Source organism: uncultured Amaricoccus sp. (assembly GCF_937891315.1).
Taxonomy (GTDB): domain Bacteria; phylum Pseudomonadota; class Alphaproteobacteria; order Rhodobacterales; family Rhodobacteraceae; genus Amaricoccus.
Genome location: NZ_CALAGI010000156.1, coordinates 72,781 through 94,623 on the forward strand (window position 1 = coordinate 72,781; position 21,843 = coordinate 94,623).

The 21,843-nt window shown below is 68.0% G+C and carries 20 protein-coding genes, 1 tRNA gene and 1 pseudogene; 5 read left to right on the forward strand and 17 right to left on the reverse strand.

Going from position 1 to position 21,843, the window contains the following annotated elements:
* Window positions 1-117 precede the first annotated feature (117 nt).
* Both Q0480_RS15660 and Q0480_RS15665 read right to left on the reverse strand, forming a co-directional pair.
* The gene (locus Q0480_RS15660) at window positions 118-843 is read right to left on the reverse strand and encodes a LuxR family transcriptional regulator (protein ID WP_299134310.1); all 726 of its coding nucleotides are present in this window, start codon (window positions 841-843) and stop codon (window positions 118-120) included.
* Window positions 844-907: 64 nt separating this feature from the next.
* Entirely contained in the window at window positions 908-2,551 is a 1,644-nt protein-coding gene (locus Q0480_RS15665; RefSeq protein WP_299134350.1) for an AMP-binding protein, read from the reverse strand.
* Window positions 2,552-2,758: 207 nt separating this feature from the next.
* On the opposite strand from Q0480_RS15665, the gene moaA reads away from it, so the two are divergent.
* The gene (gene moaA, locus Q0480_RS15670; RefSeq protein ID WP_299134351.1) at window positions 2,759-3,769 is read left to right on the forward strand and encodes a GTP 3',8-cyclase MoaA; all 1,011 of its coding nucleotides are present in this window, start codon (window positions 2,759-2,761) and stop codon (window positions 3,767-3,769) included.
* A gap of 18 nt (window positions 3,770-3,787) precedes the next feature.
* Here moaA and Q0480_RS15675 read toward each other — a convergent pair whose 3' ends face one another.
* From Q0480_RS15675 to glmU, 4 genes are read right to left on the reverse strand one after another with little or no spacing between them, the layout of a single operon-like run.
* The gene (locus Q0480_RS15675) at window positions 3,788-4,489 is read right to left on the reverse strand and encodes a DNA alkylation repair protein (RefSeq protein ID WP_366940874.1); all 702 of its coding nucleotides are present in this window, start codon (window positions 4,487-4,489) and stop codon (window positions 3,788-3,790) included.
* Window positions 4,486-5,043 carry a pyridoxamine 5'-phosphate oxidase family protein gene (locus Q0480_RS15680; protein WP_299134312.1) on the reverse strand — a complete coding sequence of 186 codons (558 nt, stop codon included), beginning with the start codon at window positions 5,041-5,043 and terminating at the stop codon, window positions 4,486-4,488. Before Q0480_RS15680 ends, Q0480_RS15675 begins: the two co-directional genes overlap by 4 nt.
* A gap of 3 nt (window positions 5,044-5,046) precedes the next feature.
* Window positions 5,047-6,867, reverse strand: a complete 1,821-nt coding sequence (gene glmS / locus Q0480_RS15685; protein ID WP_299134314.1) for a glutamine--fructose-6-phosphate transaminase (isomerizing) — start codon at window positions 6,865-6,867, stop codon at window positions 5,047-5,049.
* Window positions 6,867-8,222: a bifunctional UDP-N-acetylglucosamine diphosphorylase/glucosamine-1-phosphate N-acetyltransferase GlmU gene (glmU, locus tag Q0480_RS15690; protein WP_299134316.1), complete on the reverse strand. Its 1,356-nt coding sequence runs from the start codon at window positions 8,220-8,222 to the stop codon at window positions 6,867-6,869. The genes glmS and glmU overlap by 1 nt, the downstream gene beginning before the upstream one ends.
* Window positions 8,223-8,362: 140 nt before the next feature.
* Here glmU and Q0480_RS15695 point away from each other — a divergent pair, with 140 nt between their 5' ends.
* Both Q0480_RS15695 and Q0480_RS15700 read left to right on the forward strand, forming a co-directional pair.
* Window positions 8,363-9,046, forward strand: coding sequence for an HAD-IA family hydrolase (locus tag Q0480_RS15695; protein ID WP_299134317.1), 684 nt, complete (start codon window positions 8,363-8,365; stop codon window positions 9,044-9,046).
* A gap of 35 nt (window positions 9,047-9,081) precedes the next feature.
* A tRNA-Gly gene (locus Q0480_RS15700) sits at window positions 9,082-9,155 on the forward strand.
* 350 nt (window positions 9,156-9,505) lie between these two features.
* Here Q0480_RS15700 and Q0480_RS15705 read toward each other — a convergent pair.
* Both Q0480_RS15705 and Q0480_RS15710 read right to left on the reverse strand, forming a co-directional pair.
* A pseudogene (locus Q0480_RS15705) lies at window positions 9,506-9,712 on the reverse strand (helix-turn-helix transcriptional regulator); the annotation flags it as partial.
* Window positions 9,713-9,721: 9 nt separating this feature from the next.
* Complete coding sequence (locus Q0480_RS15710) at window positions 9,722-10,219, reverse strand: DUF2975 domain-containing protein (protein WP_299134318.1); 498 nt, start codon at window positions 10,217-10,219, stop codon at window positions 9,722-9,724.
* Between the two features lie 217 nt (window positions 10,220-10,436).
* Between Q0480_RS15710 and Q0480_RS15715 the strand changes: the two genes are divergently transcribed.
* On the forward strand, window positions 10,437-11,273 hold the full coding sequence (locus tag Q0480_RS15715; RefSeq protein WP_299134319.1) for an alpha/beta fold hydrolase: 837 nt from the start codon (window positions 10,437-10,439) through the stop codon (window positions 11,271-11,273).
* 619 nt (window positions 11,274-11,892) lie between these two features.
* Here the strand turns inward: Q0480_RS15715 and Q0480_RS15720 are convergent.
* The 3 genes from Q0480_RS15720 to Q0480_RS15730 all read right to left on the reverse strand — a co-directional run bounded on the left by Q0480_RS15720 (window position 11,893) and on the right by Q0480_RS15730 (window position 13,932).
* The gene (locus Q0480_RS15720) at window positions 11,893-12,195 is read right to left on the reverse strand and encodes a hypothetical protein (RefSeq protein ID WP_299134321.1); all 303 of its coding nucleotides are present in this window, start codon (window positions 12,193-12,195) and stop codon (window positions 11,893-11,895) included.
* A gap of 166 nt (window positions 12,196-12,361) precedes the next feature.
* The gene (locus tag Q0480_RS15725) at window positions 12,362-13,135 is read right to left on the reverse strand and encodes an SDR family oxidoreductase (protein ID WP_299134322.1); all 774 of its coding nucleotides are present in this window, start codon (window positions 13,133-13,135) and stop codon (window positions 12,362-12,364) included.
* Window positions 13,136-13,146: 11 nt separating this feature from the next.
* Entirely contained in the window at window positions 13,147-13,932 is a 786-nt protein-coding gene (locus tag Q0480_RS15730) for an SDR family oxidoreductase (protein ID WP_299134324.1), read from the reverse strand.
* Window positions 13,933-14,118: 186 nt separating this feature from the next.
* On the opposite strand from Q0480_RS15730, the gene Q0480_RS15735 reads away from it, so the two are divergent.
* The gene (locus Q0480_RS15735) at window positions 14,119-14,613 is read left to right on the forward strand and encodes a 2,4'-dihydroxyacetophenone dioxygenase family protein (RefSeq protein WP_299134325.1); all 495 of its coding nucleotides are present in this window, start codon (window positions 14,119-14,121) and stop codon (window positions 14,611-14,613) included.
* Between the two features lie 52 nt (window positions 14,614-14,665).
* Here the strand turns inward: Q0480_RS15735 and Q0480_RS15740 are convergent, their stop codons facing one another.
* The 6 genes from Q0480_RS15740 to Q0480_RS15765 all read right to left on the reverse strand — a co-directional run bounded on the left by Q0480_RS15740 (window position 14,666) and on the right by Q0480_RS15765 (window position 21,838).
* On the reverse strand, window positions 14,666-15,151 hold the full coding sequence (locus Q0480_RS15740) for a 2,4'-dihydroxyacetophenone dioxygenase family protein (protein ID WP_299134326.1): 486 nt from the start codon (window positions 15,149-15,151) through the stop codon (window positions 14,666-14,668).
* 126 nt (window positions 15,152-15,277) lie between these two features.
* A complete protein-coding gene (locus Q0480_RS15745; RefSeq protein ID WP_299134327.1) occupies window positions 15,278-16,057 on the reverse strand; it encodes a LuxR C-terminal-related transcriptional regulator in 780 nt (259 codons plus the stop codon).
* 435 nt (window positions 16,058-16,492) lie between these two features.
* Window positions 16,493-18,478 (reverse strand): tyramine oxidase, encoded by a 1,986-nt coding sequence (locus tag Q0480_RS15750; protein ID WP_299134328.1) that lies wholly within the window; start codon window positions 18,476-18,478, stop codon window positions 16,493-16,495.
* The gene (locus Q0480_RS15755) at window positions 18,475-18,774 is read right to left on the reverse strand and encodes an aldehyde dehydrogenase family protein (RefSeq protein WP_299134329.1); all 300 of its coding nucleotides are present in this window, start codon (window positions 18,772-18,774) and stop codon (window positions 18,475-18,477) included. The genes Q0480_RS15750 and Q0480_RS15755 overlap by 4 nt, the downstream gene beginning before the upstream one ends.
* A 28-nt stretch (window positions 18,775-18,802) precedes the next feature.
* On the reverse strand, window positions 18,803-20,239 hold the full coding sequence (locus Q0480_RS15760; protein WP_299134331.1) for an APC family permease: 1,437 nt from the start codon (window positions 20,237-20,239) through the stop codon (window positions 18,803-18,805).
* Between the two features lie 192 nt (window positions 20,240-20,431).
* The gene (locus Q0480_RS15765; RefSeq protein WP_299134333.1) at window positions 20,432-21,838 is read right to left on the reverse strand and encodes an aldehyde dehydrogenase family protein; all 1,407 of its coding nucleotides are present in this window, start codon (window positions 21,836-21,838) and stop codon (window positions 20,432-20,434) included.
* Window positions 21,839-21,843 lie beyond the last annotated feature (5 nt).

Below are 21,843 nucleotides of genomic sequence, written 5' to 3' on the forward strand. Positions count from 1 at the left end.
CCCAAGCAGTTGGGCGAGACAATCCCGACAGAGGACCTACGGGAACGCGGGAGTCGGAAGACTGATCCGCCTGTTCGCGACAATTGCGCGGCGATGGGCCGGAGCGACGGGCGGGTTTCAGACGTCCGAATGGATGAGACCGAAGCCGAGGCCGCGGAGGGCGGCGCTGATCCGGTCGAAGACGCCCATCTTGAGATAGATTCGCCGCAGATGCGCATCGACGGTATGCGCCGAAATGCCGAGGATCGCGCCGATGCAGGCGTTCGACTTGCCGCGCGCCACCCAGGCCAGCACCTCGGCCTCGCGCCGCGACAGGGTAGGCGGCTCGCCGATCGTCGGACGCAGCAGCGCGCAATAGCGCAGATGCGCGGTCTGGCATGCCCAGTGGATCGCGCCGAGATCCTCCGGTGGAAGGCGCGCGATGCCCGGCTGGAAGGTGAGGGCGAACAGTCCGTTGCGTCCCGCGGGCCCGAAAACCGGGATGCAGAGCCCGTCGGTCAGCCCGGCCGCGCGCAGCGCCGCGAGATGGCGCTCCTCCTCCGGCGTCAGGTCCTTCAGCGTCTCGATGTCGGTCCAGTATACCGGCTCGCCATGCCGCTCGGCGTGGGTGGCGACCGGCGTCGTTCCGTTTGCCCGGGCGGCGAGGTAGAAGGCGATCCAGTCATCGGAAAAGCCGGCGCTGACCACCCGCTGGACATGGGCGTCCGGCGCGCCGATCGGGGCCAGATGCTGATAGCCGAGATACCGCCCGCGGCGCTCCCGCGCGAAGGTGACGAGCAGCTGCCACAGCGGCTCCACCTCCTCCAGCGTTTCGATCCGCCGTTCGAACTGGTGGACGTCCATTCCCCAACCCTATTTCCGGCGCGGAGTCCGATCCGCTCGTCCAAACCCATCCCATCGCGCGGCCTCAACGGTCGCTTGTGTCCGGCCAGCCGCGCAGCGAGCGCCGCTGTATCTTGCCGGTCGTCGTCATCGGCAGGTCGTCGACGAAGATCACCCGCCGCGGCACCACATGCACCGAGAGGCGCGTACGCACCCAGGCGATCAGCGTCGCCTCGAGACCTTCGCGCGTGGCCCCGGCGCGAGGCACGACGAAGGCGGTGACGAGTTCGGTGCGGATTGGATCCGGCACGCCAACCACGGCGGCGAGCAGGACGTCGGGATGGCCGACGAGGCAGTCCTCGATCTCGCCCGGGCCGATGCGATAGCCCGAGGAGGTGATGATATCGTCGACGCGGGCGCGGAAGAAGACATAGCCGTCGGTGTCGATCCGTCCCTCGTCGCCGGTCAGGAGCCAGCGGCCGACGTATTTCTCCGCCGTCTTCGCGGGATTGTTCCAGTAGCCGAGGAACATCACCGGATCGGGCGCGGCGACCGCGATCTCGCCGATCTCGCCGGGGCCGACCGGAACGCCATCGGGGCCGAGGATCGCGACGCTGTGGCCGGGGATCGCACGGCCGGCCGACCCGGGACGCGTTCGCATCAGCCCGGCGCAATTGCCGACCACCGCGTTGCATTCGGTCTGGCCGTAGAATTCGTTGATGGTGAGGCCGAAAGCGCCACGGCCCCAGTCGAGAAGCTCCGCGCCGAGCGCCTCGCCGGCCGAGGCGACGCTGCGCAGGCCGTCGATCGTCGCCGGGCCGCTCTGCCGCATCAGCTTGAGCGCGGTCGGCGCGAAGAAGGCGTTGCGAATGCCGAGATCGCGCATCAGCCGCGCCGTCATCTCGGGATCGAATTTCGCCATGCGGTGGGCGACGACCGGCACGCCGAGCGCCAGCGCCGGCAGCAGCACGTTGGTGAGCCCGCCCATCCAGGCCCAGTCCGAAGGTGTCCAGATCAGGTCGCCGCGCTGGCCGAGCCCCTCGTGCGCGAGAAACACACCCGGCATATGGCCGATCAGCACGCGATGGCCGTGCAGCGCGCCCTTGGGTGGACCGGTGGTGCCGGAGGTGTAGGAGAGAAAGGCGGGATCGTCCGGTCCGGTCGCGACCGCCGTGTGATCCGCGGACCCGGCCGCGAGCGAAGTGACGAAATCGAGCACGCCGGAAGGCGCCGTGCCGGGGCCGATCGAGAAGACCGCGCGCAATTCCGGTGTCTCGTCGCGGATCGCGAGAACCTTCGGCAGGTTCGCCGCGTCGGTGACAAGCGCCACCGCGCCACTGTCGATGAGGCGGAACCGCAGACCGTCCTCGCCGAAGAGAGTGAAGAGCGGCACCACGACGGCGCCGAGCCGATAGGCGGCGAAATGGGTGAGCAGCGCCTCGGGAGACTGTGGCAGCAGAACGGCGACCCGGTCGCCGCGCCCGACGCCATGCGCCGCGAAGGTGTTGGCGAGCCGCCGGGACGCTTGCGCCAGATCGCCATAGGACCAGTCCCGGACGCCCTCCGGCCCGAGATGGCGAAGGGCGAGGCGGTCCGGCGCCAGTCGCGCCCAGGCGTCGCAGGCCGCTTCGGCGATGTTGTAGGTCGCCGGTCGCGGCCAGCGGAACCGGGCCGCGACCGCGTCCCAGTCGTCGCCCGGAGCAAGCGTCGGGCGTCCGGCGACACGCATCGCCGCCGCGCCCATCACCCGATCCGCCAAGCGTCGGGGATCGACCCCATTTCCACTCTCGTCGCCCCCGTTCATCCGCCGACCCCGAGGATCGCACGGGGCGGCCCCGCCTGTCGAGACCTCCTCCCAAAGTCGCGGTCGGCTTGAAGAGTCGGACTCCGGCGCCTAGTCTCAAGGCAATCGCCCGAGGGAGGGGCGCGGCCCGTGATCGCAACGCCAAGTCTTGTCGATCCCTTCCAGCGCGCGATTACCTATCTTCGGGTGTCGGTCACCGATCGCTGCGATTTCCGCTGTGTCTATTGCATGACCGAGCATATGGCCTTCCTGCCGAAGGCGGAGTTGCTCAGCCTCGAGGAGCTGGACCGGCTCTGTTCGGTCTTCGTCGGCCTCGGGGTCCGCAAGCTCCGGATCACCGGCGGCGAGCCGCTGGTGCGCAAGGGGATCATGACCTTCTTCCGCGCCATGCGCCGCCATGTCGAGAGCGGCGCGCTCGACGAATTGACACTGACCACCAACGGCAGCCAGCTTTCGCGCTTCGCCGCGGACCTCGTGGCGTGCGGGGTGCGGCGGGTCAATGTCTCGCTCGACACGCTCGACCCGGCGAAGTTCCGGGCGATCACGCGCTGGGGACGGTTCGGGCAGGTGCTGGACGGGATCGAGGCGGCCGCCGCGGCCGGCCTCGGTGTCAAGATCAACGCCGTGGCCCTGCGGGGCGTGAACGACGGCGAGATCCATGATCTCGTCGCCTGGTGCGGGGCGCGGGGGCATGACCTCACCTTCATCGAGGTGATGCCGATGGGTGATCTCGGCAACGAGGACCGGCTGGACCAGTATTATTCGCTGAAGGCCCTGCGGCGGGATCTCGAGAGCCGCTGGACGCTTGTCGACACGACCGAGCGGACGGGCGGCCCGGCGCGCTATGCACGGGTGCTGGAGACCGGCGGCCGCGTCGGCTTCATCACGCCGCTGACCCATAATTTCTGCGAGAGCTGCAACCGCGTGCGGCTGACCTGTACCGGGCAGCTCTTCATGTGCCTCGGGCAGGACGCGGACGCGGATCTGCGCTCGGCGCTGCGCGCGCATCCGGGGGACGACGCACCGGTGGTCCGCGCCATCGAGGCCGCGATCGCGCGGAAACCGAAGGGCCACGATTTCGACTATTCGCGCCAGACGGTCGCGGGCCGCGTCTCACGCCACATGAGCCATACCGGCGGGTAGGGGCTTGGTCTTTCTGACTCAGCAAGATTGGCTGGGCGGCATCCGGCGGATCGCCTCGCGACGGGCGAAGGGCTTCAGGGCGACCCCGGGGCCGGCGAGGAAGGTGGCGACCCGCTCCGGATCGTGGAGCGACAGCGAGCGCAGCCACCAGCCGATGGCTTTCTGGATGAACCAGTCGCGGTCGGGCGCCAGGGTCGCGGCCCAGCCAAGGATCCGGTCGCGCGCGGCCTCCTCGGCCGGGGTCGGGTGGTTCTGCCTGGTCCAGGGCAGGGTGGCGACCATGGCGGCGCGGCGCACCCACATGTTCGGATCGCGGATCCAGGTCTCGACCGTGTCGAGCCGGTCCGGGACGGCGCCGAGGCGGCGTTCGCCGGCCTTGCAGGCATGATCGGCGATGGCCCAGGCATCGAAATCCGGCACCCAGCGCAGGAACTCGGCCCAGACCAGAGGGTCGCCATCGCCAAGCCGGGCCTGGGTCAGCAGTTTCGCCGCGGCGATTCGGGCTTCGTGGATGTCGCTGTCCCAGAGTCCCCCGGCGAGGACGACGCGCGCGGGGAGGTCCGCCTCGTCGCGCCAGCCGGCGACGGCGGCCTCGACCGCGGGAACCGCGAGCCCGAGATATTCGCGCGGCGCCTTGTGATAGGCGGCCATCTCCGCCGCCTTGCCGGGATCGGCGGCGGCGCGGAGCTGGGAAATCGCCTCGGCCGCGTCCAGTTTCACGAGACGGGGAGATCCGCGGGAATTCCCGTCGGCTTGCCGTCGATCGAAACCGCGTTCCGCTCGGCCCAATAGGTCGCGATGGCGTCGGGGCCAGCCTTTTCCGCCCAGTTGTGCAAGGTCTCGCGCGGTTCGCGGAAATCCATGAAGGGCACGGCGTAGCCGCATGAGGTCTGCACCAGATCGACGGTCATGTCGAAGATCTGTCGCGCGCCGATCTCGTCGGGAAAATGCGCGTAGAGCTCGGCCCAGCCAGGCGTGTCGCGGTGGATCGCCGTCGCGGCGCCATAGGCGCGCAGGATCAGCGGGCGCCTGGTGAAGGAACACCACATGACGGTCATCCGCGGGCTCTCGCGCAGATGCGCGGCGGTCTCGTTGCCGGAGCCGGTGAGGTTCAGCCAGACGAGCCGGTTCGGTCCGAGCACGCGTAGGCTGTCCATGCCTTTCGGCGAGAGATTGACGCGACCCTCGGGCGCGGCGGTCGCGACGAAGAAGATATGCTGCTCGGCCACGAAGCACTCATGTTCGGGCTCGAAGCCGGAAAACTGCTTGGCCATGCTCTATTCCACCGTCACGGATTTCGCGAGGTTGCGGGGCTGGTCGACGTCGGTGCCCTTGAGTACCGCGGCATGGTAGGCGAGGAGCTGCGCCGGCGCGGCATAGAGGATCGGCGCGACGAAGGGATCGACCGCCGGCATGCGGAGCGTGCGCCAGGCGCCCGCCTCGGCCTGCGCGAGGCCGCCGGCGTCGCTGATCAGGATGACGCGGCCGCCTCGGGCCAGCACCTCCTGCATGTTCGAGATCGTCTTGTCGAAAAGCGCGTCGGACGGGGCGAGCACCACCACCGGCACGTTTTCGTCAATGAGCGCGATCGGGCCGTGCTTCAGTTCGCCAGAAGCGTAACCTTCGGCGTGGATATAGCTGATTTCCTTCAGCTTGAGCGCGCCTTCCAATGCGATCGGATACATGGTGCCCCGACCGAGGAACAGCACGTCGCGGGCGCGGGCAAGGTCTTTCGCAATCTCGATCACATGCGGCTCGATGGCGAGGGCGCGGGACATGAGGCCGGGCACGGCGCAGAGCGCGGAGACGAGATGCGCCTCCTGCTCCGCCGACAACACGCCGCGCTGGCGGGCGGCGTGGAGCGCGAGGGTGGCGAGAATGGTGAGCTGGCAGGTGAAGGCCTTGGTCGAGGCGACGCCGATCTCCGGGCCGGCGAGGATCGGAAGCGCCACGTCGCTCTCCCGCGCGATCGAGGAGGTCTCGACATTGACCACCGAGAGCACGCCGCCACCTTGCGCGCGGACATAGCGCAGGGCGGCGAGCGTGTCGGCGGTCTCGCCCGACTGGCTGACGAAGATGCCGAGCGTTCCAGGCCCGAGCGGCGGCTCGCGGTAACGGAATTCGGAGGCGACCTCGATCTCCACCGGCAGGCGGGCGATGCTCTCGAACCAGTATTTCGCCACGTGGCAGGCGTAGTAGGCGGTGCCGCAGGCGACGAGCACCAGCCGGTCCATGGTGGTGAAATCAACCCCGGCGGGCAGGTGAACCGCCGCGCGGTCGGCCGAGACATAGCGGGCGAGGGCGTCCGAGATCACCGACGGCTGCTCGTGCATCTCCTTCGCCATGAAGTGCTTGTAGGGGCCTTTCTCGGCATAGAGATTCTTCGTCGAGACCGCGTGGATTTCGCGCTCGACCGGCGCGCCGGATGCGTCGAAAATCTCGGCGCTCTCTCGGGTCAGGATCGCGTGGTCGCCTTCGTCGAGATAGGCGACGCGGTGGGTGAGGGGGGCGAGGGCGAGCGCGTCGGAACCAACGTACATCTCGCCCGACCCGTAGCCGATGGCGAGCGGCGAGCCGCGGCGCGCCGCGATGAGCAGATCGTCCTCGCCGTCGAAGAGAAAGCACAGGGCGAAGGCGCCGCGCAGTCGGGCGAGCGTCGCACGCGCCGCTTCGACGGGCGGTTTGCCGCGCCCGATCTCGCGGTCGCAGAGGCGAGCGATGCTTTCGGTATCGGTGTCGGTCTCGAACACCGCGCCCTCGGCTTCGAGCTCGGCGCGGAGCTCTCGATAGTTCTCGATGATGCCGTTGTGCACGACGGCGACGCGGCCGGCCTGATGCGGATGGGCGTTGCGCTCGTTCGGGGCGCCGTGTGTCGCCCAGCGGGTATGGCCGATGCCCACATGGCCGCGGATCGGCTGTTGCACCAGCAGGTCGGAGAGGGCGATGAGCTTGCCGACGGCGCGGCGGCGGGCAAGATGCCCGTCCTGCAGCGTCGCGATGCCCGCGCTGTCGTAGCCGCGGTATTCGAGGCGCTTCAGCGACTCAAGGATCAGGGGCGCGACCTCGTGGCGGCCGAGGATGCCGACGATACCGCACATCAGCCGGGTACCTTTTCGGTCTTGCGGGCGCGGAGCCGGGCCATGAGCTTCGTGGCCAGACCGGGCTTGTTGGTCTGGGAGGCGCGGCCGACGGCGAGGGCGCCGGCCGGCACGTCCTCCGTGACGACCGAGCCCGCGGCGATGAGGGCCTCGTCGCCGATGGCGAGGGGGGCGACGAGTGCTACGTTCGAGCCGATGAAGGCGCGGGCGCCGATCTCGGTGCGGTGCTTGAAGACGCCGTCGTAGTTGCAGACGATGGCGCCGGCGCCGATGTTGGTCTTCGCGCCGACATGCGCGTCGCCGACATAGGCCAGATGATTGATCTTGGCGCCTTCGTCGATGATGGCGTTCTTCACTTCGACGAAATTGCCGATATGGACATCCTCCGCCAGTTCGGCGCCGGGGCGCAACCGCGCGAACGGGCCGACGCGCGCGCCGCGGCTGATATGGCAATCCTCGAAATGGCAGAAGCCGATGATCTCGGCGCCGGATTCCACGGTGACACCGGGGCCGAACACCACGTTCGGGCCGATCAGCACGTCGCGCCCGATATAGGTGTCGAGCGCGAACCAGACGCTGTCCGGATCGGTGAGGGTGGCGCCGTTGTCGAGCGCGGCGCGGCGGGCGCGGGCCTGGAACGCGGCCTCGGCGGCGGCCAGATCGACGCGACTGTTGACACCCATGGTTTCGGACGGGTCGCAGGCGATCGCCTTGGCGTGAAGGCCGCGGGCGTTGGCGATGGCGACGATGTCGGTAAGGTAATATTCGTTCTTGGCGTTGCTGGTGCCGACCTCCGCCAGCAGGTCGGACAGCAGGGCCGCCTCCGTGGCGATGACGCCGCAGTTGCAGAGGGTTATCGCACGCTGTGCCGGGGTCGCGTCCTGTGCCTCGACAATGGCGAGGAGCCGGCCGGCGCCGTCGGTGATCAATCGACCGTAGCCGCCGGGCGCGGGTGAGTCAAAGCCGAGCACCACCACGGCGGCGCCGTCGCGGCGCGCCTTGAGCATGGCCCGCAGCGTCTCGGGCTGGATGAAGGGCGTATCGCCATAGAGGATGATCACGTCGCCCTCGAATCCGGCGAGCTCCGGCACGGCCTGGGCGACGGCGTGGCCGGTGCCGCGCTGTTCGGTCTGATGCACGATCCGCAGGTCGGGATCGAGGGCGCGCAGCGCGGGATCGACCTGGTCGGCGCCGGTCCCGGTGACGACCACGATCCGCTCCGGCTCGACCGCGCGGGCCGAGGCGAGCGCGTGGGCGATGAGCGGCGCGCCGGCGAGGCGGTGCAGCACCTTCGGCAGGTCGGAGTTCATGCGACTGCCCTGGCCGGCGGCGAGCAGGATCACGGCGGTGGACATGAGGCGCGCGGCTCCGCTGAGACAGTTCCGGTGCTTCTAGCAGCGGGCGGTCCGCGCGAAAAGGTCGCGTTCGATCAGTTTCTGTTTCAATTCCTTACCGAAATACGCGACATAGGCCCGCGTCGGACAGGGAGCGGGCGATGCGGGTTGCGGTTTTCGACCTTGACGGAACGCTGGCCGACACAGCCGCCGATCTGATCGCGGCGGCGAACGGCGCGCTGGCCGAGGCGGGCTACGGATCGCCGCTCGATCGCCTGGCGCATCGGGCGGAGGCCTTCGCCGGTGGGCGGGCGATGCTGCGCGCGGGGCTCGCCGCGCATGCGCTGGCGGATGCCGAGGCGGAGGTGACGCGCGCCTATCCGCGGCTGCTGGAACTCTATCGCGACGGGATCGACCGGGAGACGCGGCTTTATCCCGGCGTGGAAGCGGCGTTCGATCGCCTGCAAGCCGCGGATTGGCGGCTCGCAGTCTGCACCAACAAGCCGCTGGCACTGGCCGAGACGCTGCTGGCGCGGCTCGGGGTGCGCGGTCGGTTCGAGGCGGTACTGGGGGCGGACAGCCTCTCGGTGCGGAAACCCGATCCCCTGCATCTTCTCGAGACGATCGCGCGGTCGGGCGGCGCGCCGGAGCGGGCGGTGCTGGTCGGCGACACCGTGACCGACCGCGAGGCGGCGCGGGCGGCCGGCGTGCCCTGCGTGCTCGTCACCTTCGGTCCCGAGGGGGCGGCCGTGGCTCGGATGGCGCCCGCCGCCTTGCTCGACGCCTATCCCGACCTGCCCGCGATGCTGGAGCGGCTGGTGCCCGCCCGACCGATCCCGACTTGAAGAGCCGGTCGCGCGGCGGCTATAAGCGGGGCGTCGCGGGTGTAGCTCAATGGTAGAGCAGCAGCCTTCCAAGCTGAATACGAGGGTTCGATTCCCTTCACCCGCTCCAAATCCCTGAATTCAAGCGGAAAAAATGGGTTCCGGGGCGCCGGGACCGGCGTAGCCCAACCCGTGGCCCAAGTCCGCTACCTCACCCGACACGGCGACGCCTTCGTCCGGCGCCGCCGCCCGCCGGCGAATGCTTCGTCAGGATCCGGGGGATTGCACACCGTCCGCCGCGCCGTCGTCGGCCCGCGGACGCGCGATCCGCGCGAAGCGGCGCGACGGGCGGGGCGGCTCAATGTCCTGTTCTAGGAGGCTGTTTCCTTGTCGCTTCCCGTCGAAACCATGGAAGAGTTGCTCCGGATCGCTACCCGCGAGATCGATGCGCCGCGGCCCGACGTGGCCACGGCCTGGCTCCTCGTCGTGGCGATACTCGAGGATGTCCCCGGGTTGGCAGTCCAGAACGTCGCAGATCTTGTCGAGCGTTTCGAACCGGATTCCCTTCACCTTTCCTGACTTCAACAAGGATATGTTCTGCTCCGTGATGCCGACGCGCGCGGCGAGTTCTTTCGAGCGCATCTTGCGCCGCGCAAGCATCACATCGAGATTGACGATGATGGCCATGGGATCGCCTTAAATGATCTGCTGGTTTTCCTGCGCGATCAGAGCCGCCTCGCGCATGACGAGTCCGAGGACGAAGATCAGTCCGCCGAGGATGGCGATCATGGTGTCGTCCGTGGAGAAGGCCAGAACGAGGTGTCGCGCGCCCGGCGGGTTCCCCGCCGTGAGAATGACCGACAGCGCCGCGTCGGTCAGCGGCCGCGGCGCGGCGAGCGCCAGCATCGCCCAGGCGATCCGCCGGAGCCGCGGTGCGAACAGACCCCAGAAAACCGATCCTTCCCGGATGTCGTCGCAGATCTGGTAGACCTGACGCAGCGCACGGAAAAGAACGGCGAGCGGGATCATCGAAACCGCCAAACCGAGGCCCCGCGACCATCCGTCCAATGACAGCGAAACATCGGCCAGGCCCAGCCGGGCGGCGACCAGAGCCGAAGCATGGTCTGACGAAATCCACGCCCATGCGAGCAGACCCTGAGTCGCCACGGCTCCGAAAGCGACGAGCAGGCACATGCCGCGGGCCGTGCGCCGCGGCGAGGGCCCGCGCAGTCGTGTGGACGGACCGTCCGCGGCGACATCCGGAATGCTCATGCGACCGCGCCTCCCGCGTTGACATGAAAAAATTAATGTGTAACAATAATTAATACGTCGAGTGGGATAAGTCAATCATGCTCAAGGCGTTCTCTGCCCCGGCAATGCCCATGCTTGATCCTGCCATGAGGGCGCCCCCATGCCGATGGCGGTTCCTGTTGGATCGGGGGCGTTGATGCGTCCGGCGCTCCGCGCCTTGGGCGTCGGTCTGGCTCTCGCAGGCTGCGTGTCATTGCCGGGCACCGCCGTCCTCGATCCCCCCGCGGGACGTGTCGAAACGGCGGAAATCGCGCGGGCGGAGCCGGCAGTCGTGTTCGAGTCGGGGCTGGCGGGGTACAAGGAATCGTGGGGCGAAGTCTTTCAGGCCGTCGCGACGACCAATACCGTCTTTGCATACGACCGGCCCGGCATCGGCCGGAGCGCGAGCACGACGCGGCCGCGCGATGGCGGTACGATCGTCGCCGACCTTCGCGCCCTCCTGAGAAGCCGCGACCTGCGACCGCCCTACGTTCTGGTGGGGCATTCGGCGGGCGGCCTCTACATGCAACTCTATGCCCGACGTTACCCGACCGAGGTCGCCGGCCTCGTGCTCGTCGACCCGACCCACCCGACCCAGTTCGAAGGTGCCGGCGCACTGGAAAATCGCGGCGGCCTGGTGTCGGCGGCCATGACCGCCGCGGGTCTGTTCGGGCCTGCGAGGGCGGAGTTCGACGCCCTTGCCGAGACGGGTCGGGCCGTGCTCGCCGCGCCCGAACTGCCCGCCGCCATGCCGGTGGTCATCCTGATCGCGCCGAGCGAAGCGGGAACACCGATCGCCGCGTTCGACAATGCCAAGCTCGCGGATTTCGCGAATCTGTATCCCCATGCGATTGTCCGCGAAGTCGACAGTGGTCACAATATTCAGGTGGAGCACCCCGAGGTGGTTATCGAGGCCATTCGGGAGGTGCTATCGGACCATGATAAGTCATCGAATTGATCTTCCATGAATCGGATGCAACCTGCTTTTGACTGAAGGTCTCGAAATTTGAGGATTGAAGGAGTGAGTTTTGACTGAATACAGATAGATATTTGATCTTGGAATGCTGGTCGCCATCCTGTGCCTCGCGCTGATCTTGCTGATCCGAGATGTCCGGAGGCCGACCGATGCGAAATCCGGCGACGATGGTTCATCCTACCATGCGGGGTGACGACCTGCGGCGAACGGCGGATCTCGCTCGGCACGACGGCATGAACGCCTCCCGTCCACCACAGCCGCCGAGATAGCCCACGAAGAAGGTGAATGCGACCAGTCAGGCCAGCGCGCAGCAACTCAGCCGACGAGCAAGCCACATACCTCCTTCTCCACCGATGCTTCGCCGAAGCGCGTCGGGATGCGAATCCGGACCGACGGGGCCAATCCGTCGGGAGCGCGGCGGTCGGCCAGCGTGAACGGACATTCCGGCGGGTCAATCGGCGTCGGCTCACTCCGGTCGCGACGATCACCGCCACCGAGACGATCCGCCCGTTCGGGCGCACCTTCAGAGGGCGGCGCGACGGGATACGCTCCGCCTTTCTCGTGGACATCGGCCTCTTCGGCGAGAGCCTCTGACCGCCGGTCATTCGGCGAGGCGGTCGCCTTCGGCGGGGGGAATCACCGGACCCGAGAGGGCGGCGGCGCGCTGGTTGAGCGCGGCGGCGCCCGCCGCGAGCGTGGCGCGCTGGTCTTCGAGCGCGGCGATCGCCGGGACGGCGGCGTCGATCGCCCGGGTAAAACGCGCGGTCTCGGCCAGCTTCGGCGCGGGGCGCGCGGCGGCGGCGTCGGAGATCGGAATGTCCGCCTCCTTCGGCGGGGCGCAACCCGCCAGGATGAGCGCCGCGGCGGCGAGCGCCGCGCGCGCGGGGGAAAGCAGCGTCGCCATGCCACCGGTCCTAGCGCCCGGCGGGTCGCGCCACAAGCGCCGCGGGTCGCCGGGCCCAGGGGAATCGCTTGAAGGTTTACTTGGTCGTTCGGGCAAGGGCGGCGGCAAGGACGCCGTCCTCACCATCCGCCACATGCGCTCGCTCCCGAGCCGCGGCGGCGTCAGGTCAGTTGGCGAGCACGAAGCCGCTGTCGACGGCGATCGACTGGCCGGTGATGAAGCGGGCGTCGTCCGAGGCGAGGAAGTGGACCAGATTGGCCATGTCGCGCACGTCCTGGAAGCTCCTGAGCGGAAGCGACTGGCGGAACTTCTCGGCGAAGTCGGGACCGCTCATGCCGTTCTCGCCCCCGAGCCGCTCCATGATCGCGGTGAGCATCGGCGTCATGACATGGCCGGGGTGCACCGAGTTGCAGCGGATGGCGTGGCCGGCCCGGCCGCAGTGCAGCGCGACCGACCGCGTCAGGTGCTCCACCGCCGCCTTCGAGGCACCGTAGGCCGCGAGGAACGGGGTCGGGACGAGCGAGGCCACCGACGCCATGTTGACGATCGCCCCGCCCCCCGACTTCGCCATGAGCGGAATGGCGTGCTTGCACCCGAGGAACACGCTCGACGTGTTCACATCCATTATGCGGCGCCAGTCGTCGGCGGGCGCCGTTTCGACGTCCTTGGCGGCGGTGCCCTTGCCCTCGGTGCCGGCGTTGTTGACGAGGACATGCAGGCCCCCGGCCTCGCGTCCGATCGCCTCGATCACGGCCAACCAGCTCGCCTCGTCGGCAACGTCCTGGGCGAAGAAGCCCGCCCCCGTCTCGCGGGCGGCCGCCTCGCCGGCGGCCGCGTTGATGTCGGTGAGAAAGACCCGATGGCCGCTCTCGAGGAAACGTTCAACGATGCCGCGGCCGATGCCTTGGGCGCCGCCGGTGACGAGAACCGTCCTGCTCATTCGCGCTCTCCTCAGAAATGCGCCGAAGGAAGGCCCGAGGTCTGGCCGCCGTCGACCAGGATCCCCGAGCCGGTGACCATCGCCGCCTCGTCGGAAGCGGCGAAGAGGATGACGTTTGCCACGTCGTCGACCGTCGCCAGCCGACCTACCGGCACCAGCGCGGCCATCTGCGCCTTGAGCGCGCGGCGGCCCTCCTCGCTGTCGGCGAGCGGGTCGAGCATCTCGCTGTCGACATAAGTCGGCAGGATCGACACGCAGCGTACCGGATGGCGCTTCTGCGCGCAGTGCAGCGCCGCCGACTTGGTGAGCAGCACGACCCCTGCCTTGACCGCGGCATAGCCCGGCAGGTCGGCCGTCGCCGACACGCCCAGCATCGAGGACATGTTGATGACCGCGCCGGCGCCGCCGCTCGCGACGATCGCGCGGATGCCGTGCTTGGTGCCGAGCATCACGCCGGTCAGGTTGACGTCGACCATGGCCTGCCAGTCGGCCAGCTCGAAATTCTCAATGTCGCCGCCACGCCCGATCCCGGCGATGTTGCAGAGGATATCGAGCCGGCCGAACGCCTCGACGGCGACCGCGAGCGCGGCGATCCAGTCGCTTTCCGCCGTCACGTCGATGCGCAGGCCGCGCGCCGCTTCGCCCAGCTCGGCGGCGAGCGCGGCCGCGCCGTCGCGGTTGATGTCCGCGATCACAACGCGGGCGCCCTCGGCGACGAAACGCCGGCAGACGGCGCGGCCGATGCCCGAGGCCCCGCCGGTGACGAAGGCAACTTTCCCGTCGAGTCTACCAACCATCGCTCCCCCCTTCGCTCCAGAGGCGTCGAGCCTCATCTGCTCGGGGCTGGATCGCCCGAGGCGGGGACCGGCGCCATAGCGGAAAGCACCTATGCCGCCGGACCTCCCCGGCGACTACGCTCGCCCGCGCCACGAAGGCAGGCACCAAGGCGGTTTGCGAATCGCCACGGCACTCAGGAGGAAAGCATGACCAAGATGATCGGTCCCGACTACTGGATGAAAAACCCCGGCATCACCGCCAAGGGCGACCGGAAGGAATTCATCGACCCGGACCTCATTCCCTGGACGAACTGGCTCATGCCGGGAACGCAGTTCAAGCTGTTCAGCTGCAACCTGGCGACGGGGGCGTTCACCTTCCTGCTGAACGTCGATCCGGGGACCAAGGCCACCCCGCACTGGCACGTCGCCAATCTCGAGGTCCTGATCCTCAAGGGCGGCTTCTACTACGAGGAGGACGATCAGGGCCATGCCGGCTACTACACCTGCGAAACCGCGGGGACCGTGCACGAGCCGTTCGCGCCGGAGGGATGCCTGATGTTCGTCATCTCGCAGGGTCCGATCGGCGGCTACACCGACGACGGGCAGCTCGCCGTCGTGGCCGACGCCCATCTGCACCTCAAGCTGGCGCAGGCCAACGACGCGGCCGCGCTGACGCGGGTGATCGACTATACCGTGAGCTGATCCCGCCTGCCCCCCGGCCCGGGTCTCGGGCCGGGGGGGTACCGCGCGTCGGTCAGACGCTGGTCTGGTCGAGAATGGCGCCGGAGCCGTGCCCCTCGGCCATGGCGCGCATCGTCTTGCCGTCGACGATGCCGAGGATGACGCCGTCGTCGTCGAGGCCCGCGATCGGCCCCTCGAAGACGCAGAACAGGATGCATCCCTTGGTGGTGCGCGGCTGATGGATGTCGCCGGCGGGCTCGAACATGTAGGAGCCGGGGCGGCCGATGTCCTTGCCGTCGTAGGTGATGTCGCCTTCGAGCACGAGCAGCTCGATCGAGCCGAGATGGTGGTGGACGGGCGCGATCGTGTTCGGCGCGACCTTCAGATAGATCGTGAAGCCGTTGCTGCGGGTGTTGACGCTGACGAGTTTGTACTCGACCCCTTCCATGACCCAGGGCTTCCAGTCGATCGAATCGATGTCGTGGAACTTTGGATAGGGGTAGGTGATCAGGTCGTTCACCTTGGCGTCGCGTTCGGTAACGGGAAGCAGATTGTTCAAGCTGGCATCTCCCTTGCTGGCTGGCCGCCGTCGATCGGCGGCTTCTCGAAGAAACGCCGGTTTCGCACGGCGCGCCGCGCGGAGGAATGACGGGGACTACCTAACGCCGGTGATGCGCCGGGCCGGTCAGTCCTTGGCGAGGATGCGCGAGAGGATCTGGGTCCGGCTGTTCACGTTTGCCTTGGAGTAGATCGACCTCAGGTGGTTCTCGACCGTCCGGATCGAGATGTTGAGCGCGTGGGCGATATTGAGGTTGGTTCGTCCGGTCGTGAGCGCGTGCAGGACCTCGACCTCGCGTTCGGTCAGCCCCAGCCTGCGCCCGTAATGCCATGCCGGTCCCTGCATGCCGCTTCCCGGGATGGCGATCTTGCTCGCCTTGCCGATCGCCGCGTCGCGATAGTAGATCACACCGAGGGCGGCCCTCGCCGCCGCGGCTACCGCCGCCAGCGCATGGCGTTCGGTCGGGGCAAACGCTCGGGAATTGAGCGAGCGGTGGAAACCGAGGCAGATCAGGTCGCGCGCGGCCGGCGCCCCGATCGGAATCGTCAGCACGACCATCGACCCGAGATCGAAGGGGTGCAGGAAGATCTGATAGTAGCGCGAAGCGCGGATTCCTTCGTGGATCGAGAGAATTCCGGTCTCGGTTTCCTCGAAGCTGTCGACGTGGCAGGTCCGGTCAAGCGAAGGGCGCACCACCGGGTCCAGGTCGTAAAGCCTGTTGCGATAGGCCTCGGGTGCGTCAGGTCGTGGCCCCTGGTAGATGTAGCGAACGAGCCGATTGTCGTGTTCGGCGCCGCGGAAGTGCAGATAGACGCTGCTCTCGGCACCGACGAAGTGCGCGATCGGGTCGAGGACGCTCCTCGCGATCTGATCGACGTGAGTGCAGGAGAGGATCTCGTTCTGCACGGAAACGAGTCTCCTCGCGTTCACGGGCACGGTCTCACCCCAACTTCCGGCTTTCCAACCCCCGACAGGCATCATTCGTTTCCGATCGCCCTTGTTGCTCCAAGCCTAAATCCATCACGGGCTCTGAGCAACGGTAACTCGCGGAGAGCCGCCTGACCGACATCGGATGATGTGATAGGTGCGACCTCTTCGAGGTTCTGTCGGCGGACGCGGCGGCGGCGACATCGGGGCGAGGCGAGAAGCCTCGGTCGCGTCCCTTGACGTGGTGCAGGAGACCGCGCGCGGAGCCTCCGATGCGGCGCGGAGCCGCGGGGCCGGCGGTGACGCTGGGCGGCTACCGCGGCGAACCCATCATGTCGCCGCGGCCGGCCGACGAGGCCGGGTTCCAGGCGTTGTGGGAGGGGAGGGGCCGGCCGTCGGGGCCGGCCCGCGTGTTCACTGGTTGGAGCGGATGGTCATCGCCGGGTTATTGGCGAAGAAGTTGTGCGGATTGATGTGGACGGTCTTCCACTCGGTCGACATCACCGGCCAGTCCTCCATGCGCGGGATGTGGTGGAAGCCGGCCGAGAACCAGGTGACGATGTCCTCGTCCATCAGCGGCCGGTCGGCCTTCACCCACTCGGCCAGGGTGTCGCTGCCGTCGCTCTGCATCGCGAAGCCGCCGCCGGCGTAGCGCTGGGCGGGATCGTAGGGGGTGACCCAGACCGAATAGTCGATGTAGGCGTTGCGCTTGAACGGCGGGTCCTTGGCAAAGTCGAACGGACCGTAGGCGACGTCACCGTGATGGATCATCCAGCCGGGGGTGTGGCCGAGATAACCCTTCCGGGCCGGGTCGGAGATATGGAAATACTTCGGCTCCGCGGCCGAGAGCCGGTAGCGCGCATCGAGCTCAGAATGCGGCGCCCGTTCCTCGACCTTCCAGAACGACTGGCGGCGCAAGTCGTCGGGGACCTTGGCCGGGACGATGTTCATCGTGCCGAAATGGTTCTTCGGCTGATCCACGTCGAAGTCGATACGGAAGTTGAAGTAGTGGTCATGGTTCGCCGCCACGAGGTTCGGCGCGATCAGCGTGCCGTATTCCGTGTCGGCCTTGGCCGTGGGATCGTCCATCGACATCGCCGCGACCCCCTTGACCGCGTCGAGGCCGGTCGCGCCGATCTTGATCTCGATCTGGCCCGACTGCTTCAGGCGGTAGTCGATCAGGTAGTCGTAGTTGCCGACCTCGGAGGCGGTGCGCACGACGAGCTCGGTCGCCGGCCGTCCCTCGGCGGGCAGCGGCTTCTCCGGCGTCTGGGCGAAGACCTCGAAGTGACGCCAGGCCGGGTCGCCGACGTCGCGCTCGAAGATGCAGATCGCGTTCGGAATCTCGAGCGGCTTGCCGAAGTCGTCGGCGATCAGGGCGGGCAGGTAGGTGGCGTAGGACGGGCAGTCCACGTTCGGCGTCAGCGGCGTCATGAAGAGGCCGAAGCCGTACTCGCCCGAGTCCATGTAGGTCCGCCAGTACCAGCCCTCGGAAGGGTCCATGTAGGGCACGAAGACCTCGGACAGGTGCGCCTGGTAGATGACGGTGCGCCAGTCGTCGCCGTCCTTGACGTCGAGATTGGAGATGACGAGGCCCGGCCGCTTGTCGACGCGGAAGTTCAGCCGCCAGATGTCCCACTCGAGATGGCTGCCGTCGAGCTTGAAGTTCGGGCCGCCCGGCTGGGAGAGGGTGGCGGGATTGGACTCCGGGCGCAGGGGCGCGCGGGCGGCCACCTCCTCCTCGGTGTAGCCCCAGGGGTCGGTCGGGAGCGGGATCGCCGCCCCGTTGTCGACGACGCGGACCACCTCCTTCTTCCCCAGGTCGTAGACGGCGAACAATCCCTCGATCGGCTTGGCGTAGAAGTTCGAGCCGGAGGGCGCCTGATAGCAGGGAACCCGCATCAGCCGGGTGCCCTGATACTCCTCGGTGAAGAAGTTCCCGGCGGTCAGCGGCAGGCAGAAGGCCTGCTCGGGGGTCAGGCCGCGCTTGGCGAGGCCGGCGACCATGTCCGGATGACCGAGCGCGCCGGTCATCGCGCCCATGAATTCGGTGAAGAGCACCATCGGCTGCCCGGGGGTGGGCGCGTCGGCCTCGACGGTGCCCTGAGTGATGTTGACGATCGCCTCGCGGAAACTGTCGGCGCCGGTGTAGTGCACGGTCGCCTTGCGGTCGGGCGTCGGGCCGTCCGCCCCGAAGGCGTAGACCTCGGCCTTCGGCGGCTCCTTGAGTTCGATCAGCGGATAGAGCGTCTCGTCGGTGACCGTGCCGGTGGAGCGCAGGATCTCGTTGATCTTCTGGTATTCCTCGGCGGTGATCCCGTCGAGCGGGTGCGCCGAGAGCGCGCCGGCCGTCAGTGTGGCGGCGAGCGCGGTTCCGGCGAGGTAGCGCGTGAACGTCATGCTTGCTTTTCCCCTGTTGTCGTCAGCTGAAAATCACTTGGGCGGAGGTGTATTCCCTGAGGTTGTCCTCGGCGAACTCGACCCCGAGGCCCGAGGACTTGACCCGAGGACTTGATGCCACCGAACGGCGCGTTCGGCTGGATCGCGCCGTGCTTGTTGATCCAGACCGAGCCGCCGAGCCCGTTCGGCCTGTCGTTGGCGGCGGCGACCGCCTCCTCGACGTCCGAGCAGCGGATCACCGGCAGCGCCGGGCCGAACCGCGAGCACTGGAGCAAGTTTCGGTCTTGCGTGGTCATTGGGAAATCTCTGGAAAGGTTGAAGAGTTCAGGCGGACAATTCACGGGACACCGCTTCCCAGGCATGGGGCCGATACGCTCGCAACCAGCGCCCATAGCCAAAGCCAGCCACCAGCGTCAGCAGAAGCAGGACGGGCAGCGCCCGCATCAGGGCGGTTTCATATCCCGCCAGCAGGTCGAAATTCACCACGGCCAGCCCTGTCGCCAGCGAGAGACCCGCGAACGCCAGCAGCGGCGCGATGATCGTCGCCCACAGCCTGCTGCGGCCGCGCCGGTGGAAGTAGCCGATCACCGCGAGGCTGGTCAGCGCCTGCAAGGCGATGATCCCGATGGTGCCCAGACCGACGCCCACGGCCCCGAAGCCGAGCAAAGGGTCGAGTCCGGTCGTCAGGAAGATCAACGTCGCCGCGACGCTGATCGCCGTCACCGTCAGACTGGCCAGATGTGGCGAACGATGCCGCGGATGGACGCGGGCCAGAAAGCCCGGCAGGCACTCCTGGCGTCCGAGCGAAAGCAGATACCGTGCCGCGACATTGTGGACCGCCAGCCCGGTGGCCAGCATGCTGGTGGCAAGGAAGACGATGACCATCTTCGTTGCCAGCCCGCCCAGATAGGTGCTCGAGAGGTTGAAATAGAGATCGGCGAGCTGCTCGCGCGAGACGGCGCCGATATCCATGCCCACCGCGCCGATAGTCACCCAGGTGATGAAGAAATAGAAAGCCACCACCAGCACGATCGCCCCCATCGTCGCGCGGCCGATGCTGTGTTCTGGTGCTTGCGCCTCTTCGGAGTAAAGCGCGGCGGCTTCAATGCCGATGAAGCAGGTAAAGCACAGCATCAGCGCGATTCCGGGTGCGCCGTCCAGCATCAAGGCAGGGTTCAGCGCCGCGACCGGGAAGGCATCCAGGCCGAGGTCAACGACGATCGCCAGCGCCAGCGCCGTCAACAGCACGAATTCGACGATCAGCAGCAAGGCCACCAGTCGCGAACTGAAATCGATCTGCCGATAACCGAGGCAGGCGCAGAACAGGATCGAGAAGCCGGCGGTGACGATCCAGTGGACGTCGATCCCGAACACCTCGGCCAACGCAAGCTGCCCGAAAAAGCCGAAATATCCGATCACACCGCAGGCGAAGGCAAGGTAGGAAACGATTGCCAGAAAGGCCGCCCCCAGGGCCGGCGCGGCTCCGAGCCCGCGCGCGATATAGGTATAGAAACCGCCCGCCGACACGATCTCGCGGCTCATTGCCGAATAGCCGACAGCGAACAGCCCCAGGATCCCGGCCGTGACCAGGAAGGTCAGGGGCAAGCCGGCGCCGTTGCCGAAAGCGAAGGCCACGGGGACGACACCGAGAACCGCGGCCATCGGAGCCGCCGCTGCCACGATCAGGAAGATCAGCCGCATGGTTCCCAGGTCGGAGCCGAGGCTTTCCTTGCTCGTAGCCGGAATATCAAGCGCGGTCATTCGTGGTTCCCCGCGACAAAAGCAGGAACAGGGCGTATCGGCGGCCAGGGCCGCTCAACCCGCCGGGCTGTCCGGTTGAGCGGGAGCAACACCGGGGTGGTCCCGTCGAGCGGATGCGCCGGGAGCGGGCTGGTCGTCAGCGTGCCGGCGAGGCATCGCGTGAACGTCATGCTTGCTTTTCCCCTGTTGTCGTCAGCTGAAGATCACCTGGGCGGAGGTGTATTCCTTGAGGCCGTCCTCGGCGAACTCGACCCCGAGGCCCGAGGACTTGATGCCGCCGAAGGGCGCGTTCGGCTGGATCGCGCCGTGCTTGTTGATCCAGACCGAGCCGCATTCCATGCGCTTCGCCACGGCTTTCGCGGCGTCGATGTCGGAGGACCAGACCGAGCCGCCGAGCCCGTTCGGGCTGTCGTTGGCGGCGGCGATCGCCTCCTCGACGTCGGAGTAGCGGATCACCGGCAACGCCGGGCCGAACTGCTCCTCATCGACCAGCGGGTCGCCGTTCGTGAGCCCCGCGACGATCGTCGGCGGGAAGAAGAGGCCGTCGCCCGGCGCGCCGCCGCAAAGCACTTTGCCGCGTCCCGCCGCGTCGGCGACGAGCCGCGCGACCTTGTCGAACTGCATGCGGTTCTGCACCGGGCCGAGCGCGCTCGCCTCGTCGAGGCCGTCGCCGACCGGGATGGCCCGCGCATAGGCGACGAGCGCCTCGCAGACCGCGTCGTGGATGGAGTCGTGCACGTAGAGCCGCTTCATCGCCGCGCAGGTCTGGCCATTGTTGATGAAGGCGCCCCAGAAGAGGCCCTCGGCGATCTTCGCCGGGTCGGCGTCGGGCAGCACGATGCCGGCGTCGTTGCCGCCGAGCTCGAGCGTCAGCCGCTTCAGCGTCTCCGCCGCCGAGCGCATGACGTGGCGACCGGTGCCGATCGACCCGGTGAAGACGATCTTGGCGATGTCGGGATGCGAGGACATGGCCGCGCCGATGTTGAAGCCCGCGTCGTCGCCGCTGACCGCGTTCAGCACGCCCGCCGGCAGCACCTCGTTCAGGATTTCGACCATGCGCAGCGTCGCGAGCGGCGTGTAGGGCGAGGGCTTCAGGACGACGGTGTTGCCGGTGCGCAGCGCCGGCAACACGTGCCAGATCGCGATCATCACCGGGAAGTTCCACGGCGTGATCGAGCCGACGACACCGAGCGGCTTGCGATGCAGCTCGACCCGGCCCTCGTTGGTGTCCTGCAGCACCTGGACCGGCAGCGACAGGCTGGCGGTGTAGCCGGCCCAGGCGGCGGCGCCGCCCATCTCCCAGCGCGAGCCGAGACCGTTGAGCGGCTTGCCCTGTTCGAGGGTCAGGACGCGGGCAAGCTCCTCGGCATGTTCCTGAAGCTTCGCGGTCACCGCCTCGCAGGCCGCGCGCAGGGTGGCGTCGTCCTGGGCGGACCAGGCAGGGAAGGCCCGCTTGGCGGCGGCGACCGCCGCGTCCAGTTCGGCCTGGCCAGCCCGCGGGGCGCGGCCGGCTGCGGCGCCGGTCGCGGGGTTCAGGACGGCGAAGGTTTCGTCCGTGCCCACGGGGCGGCCGTCGATGGTCAGGCAGGCGTCGATCATGCTGC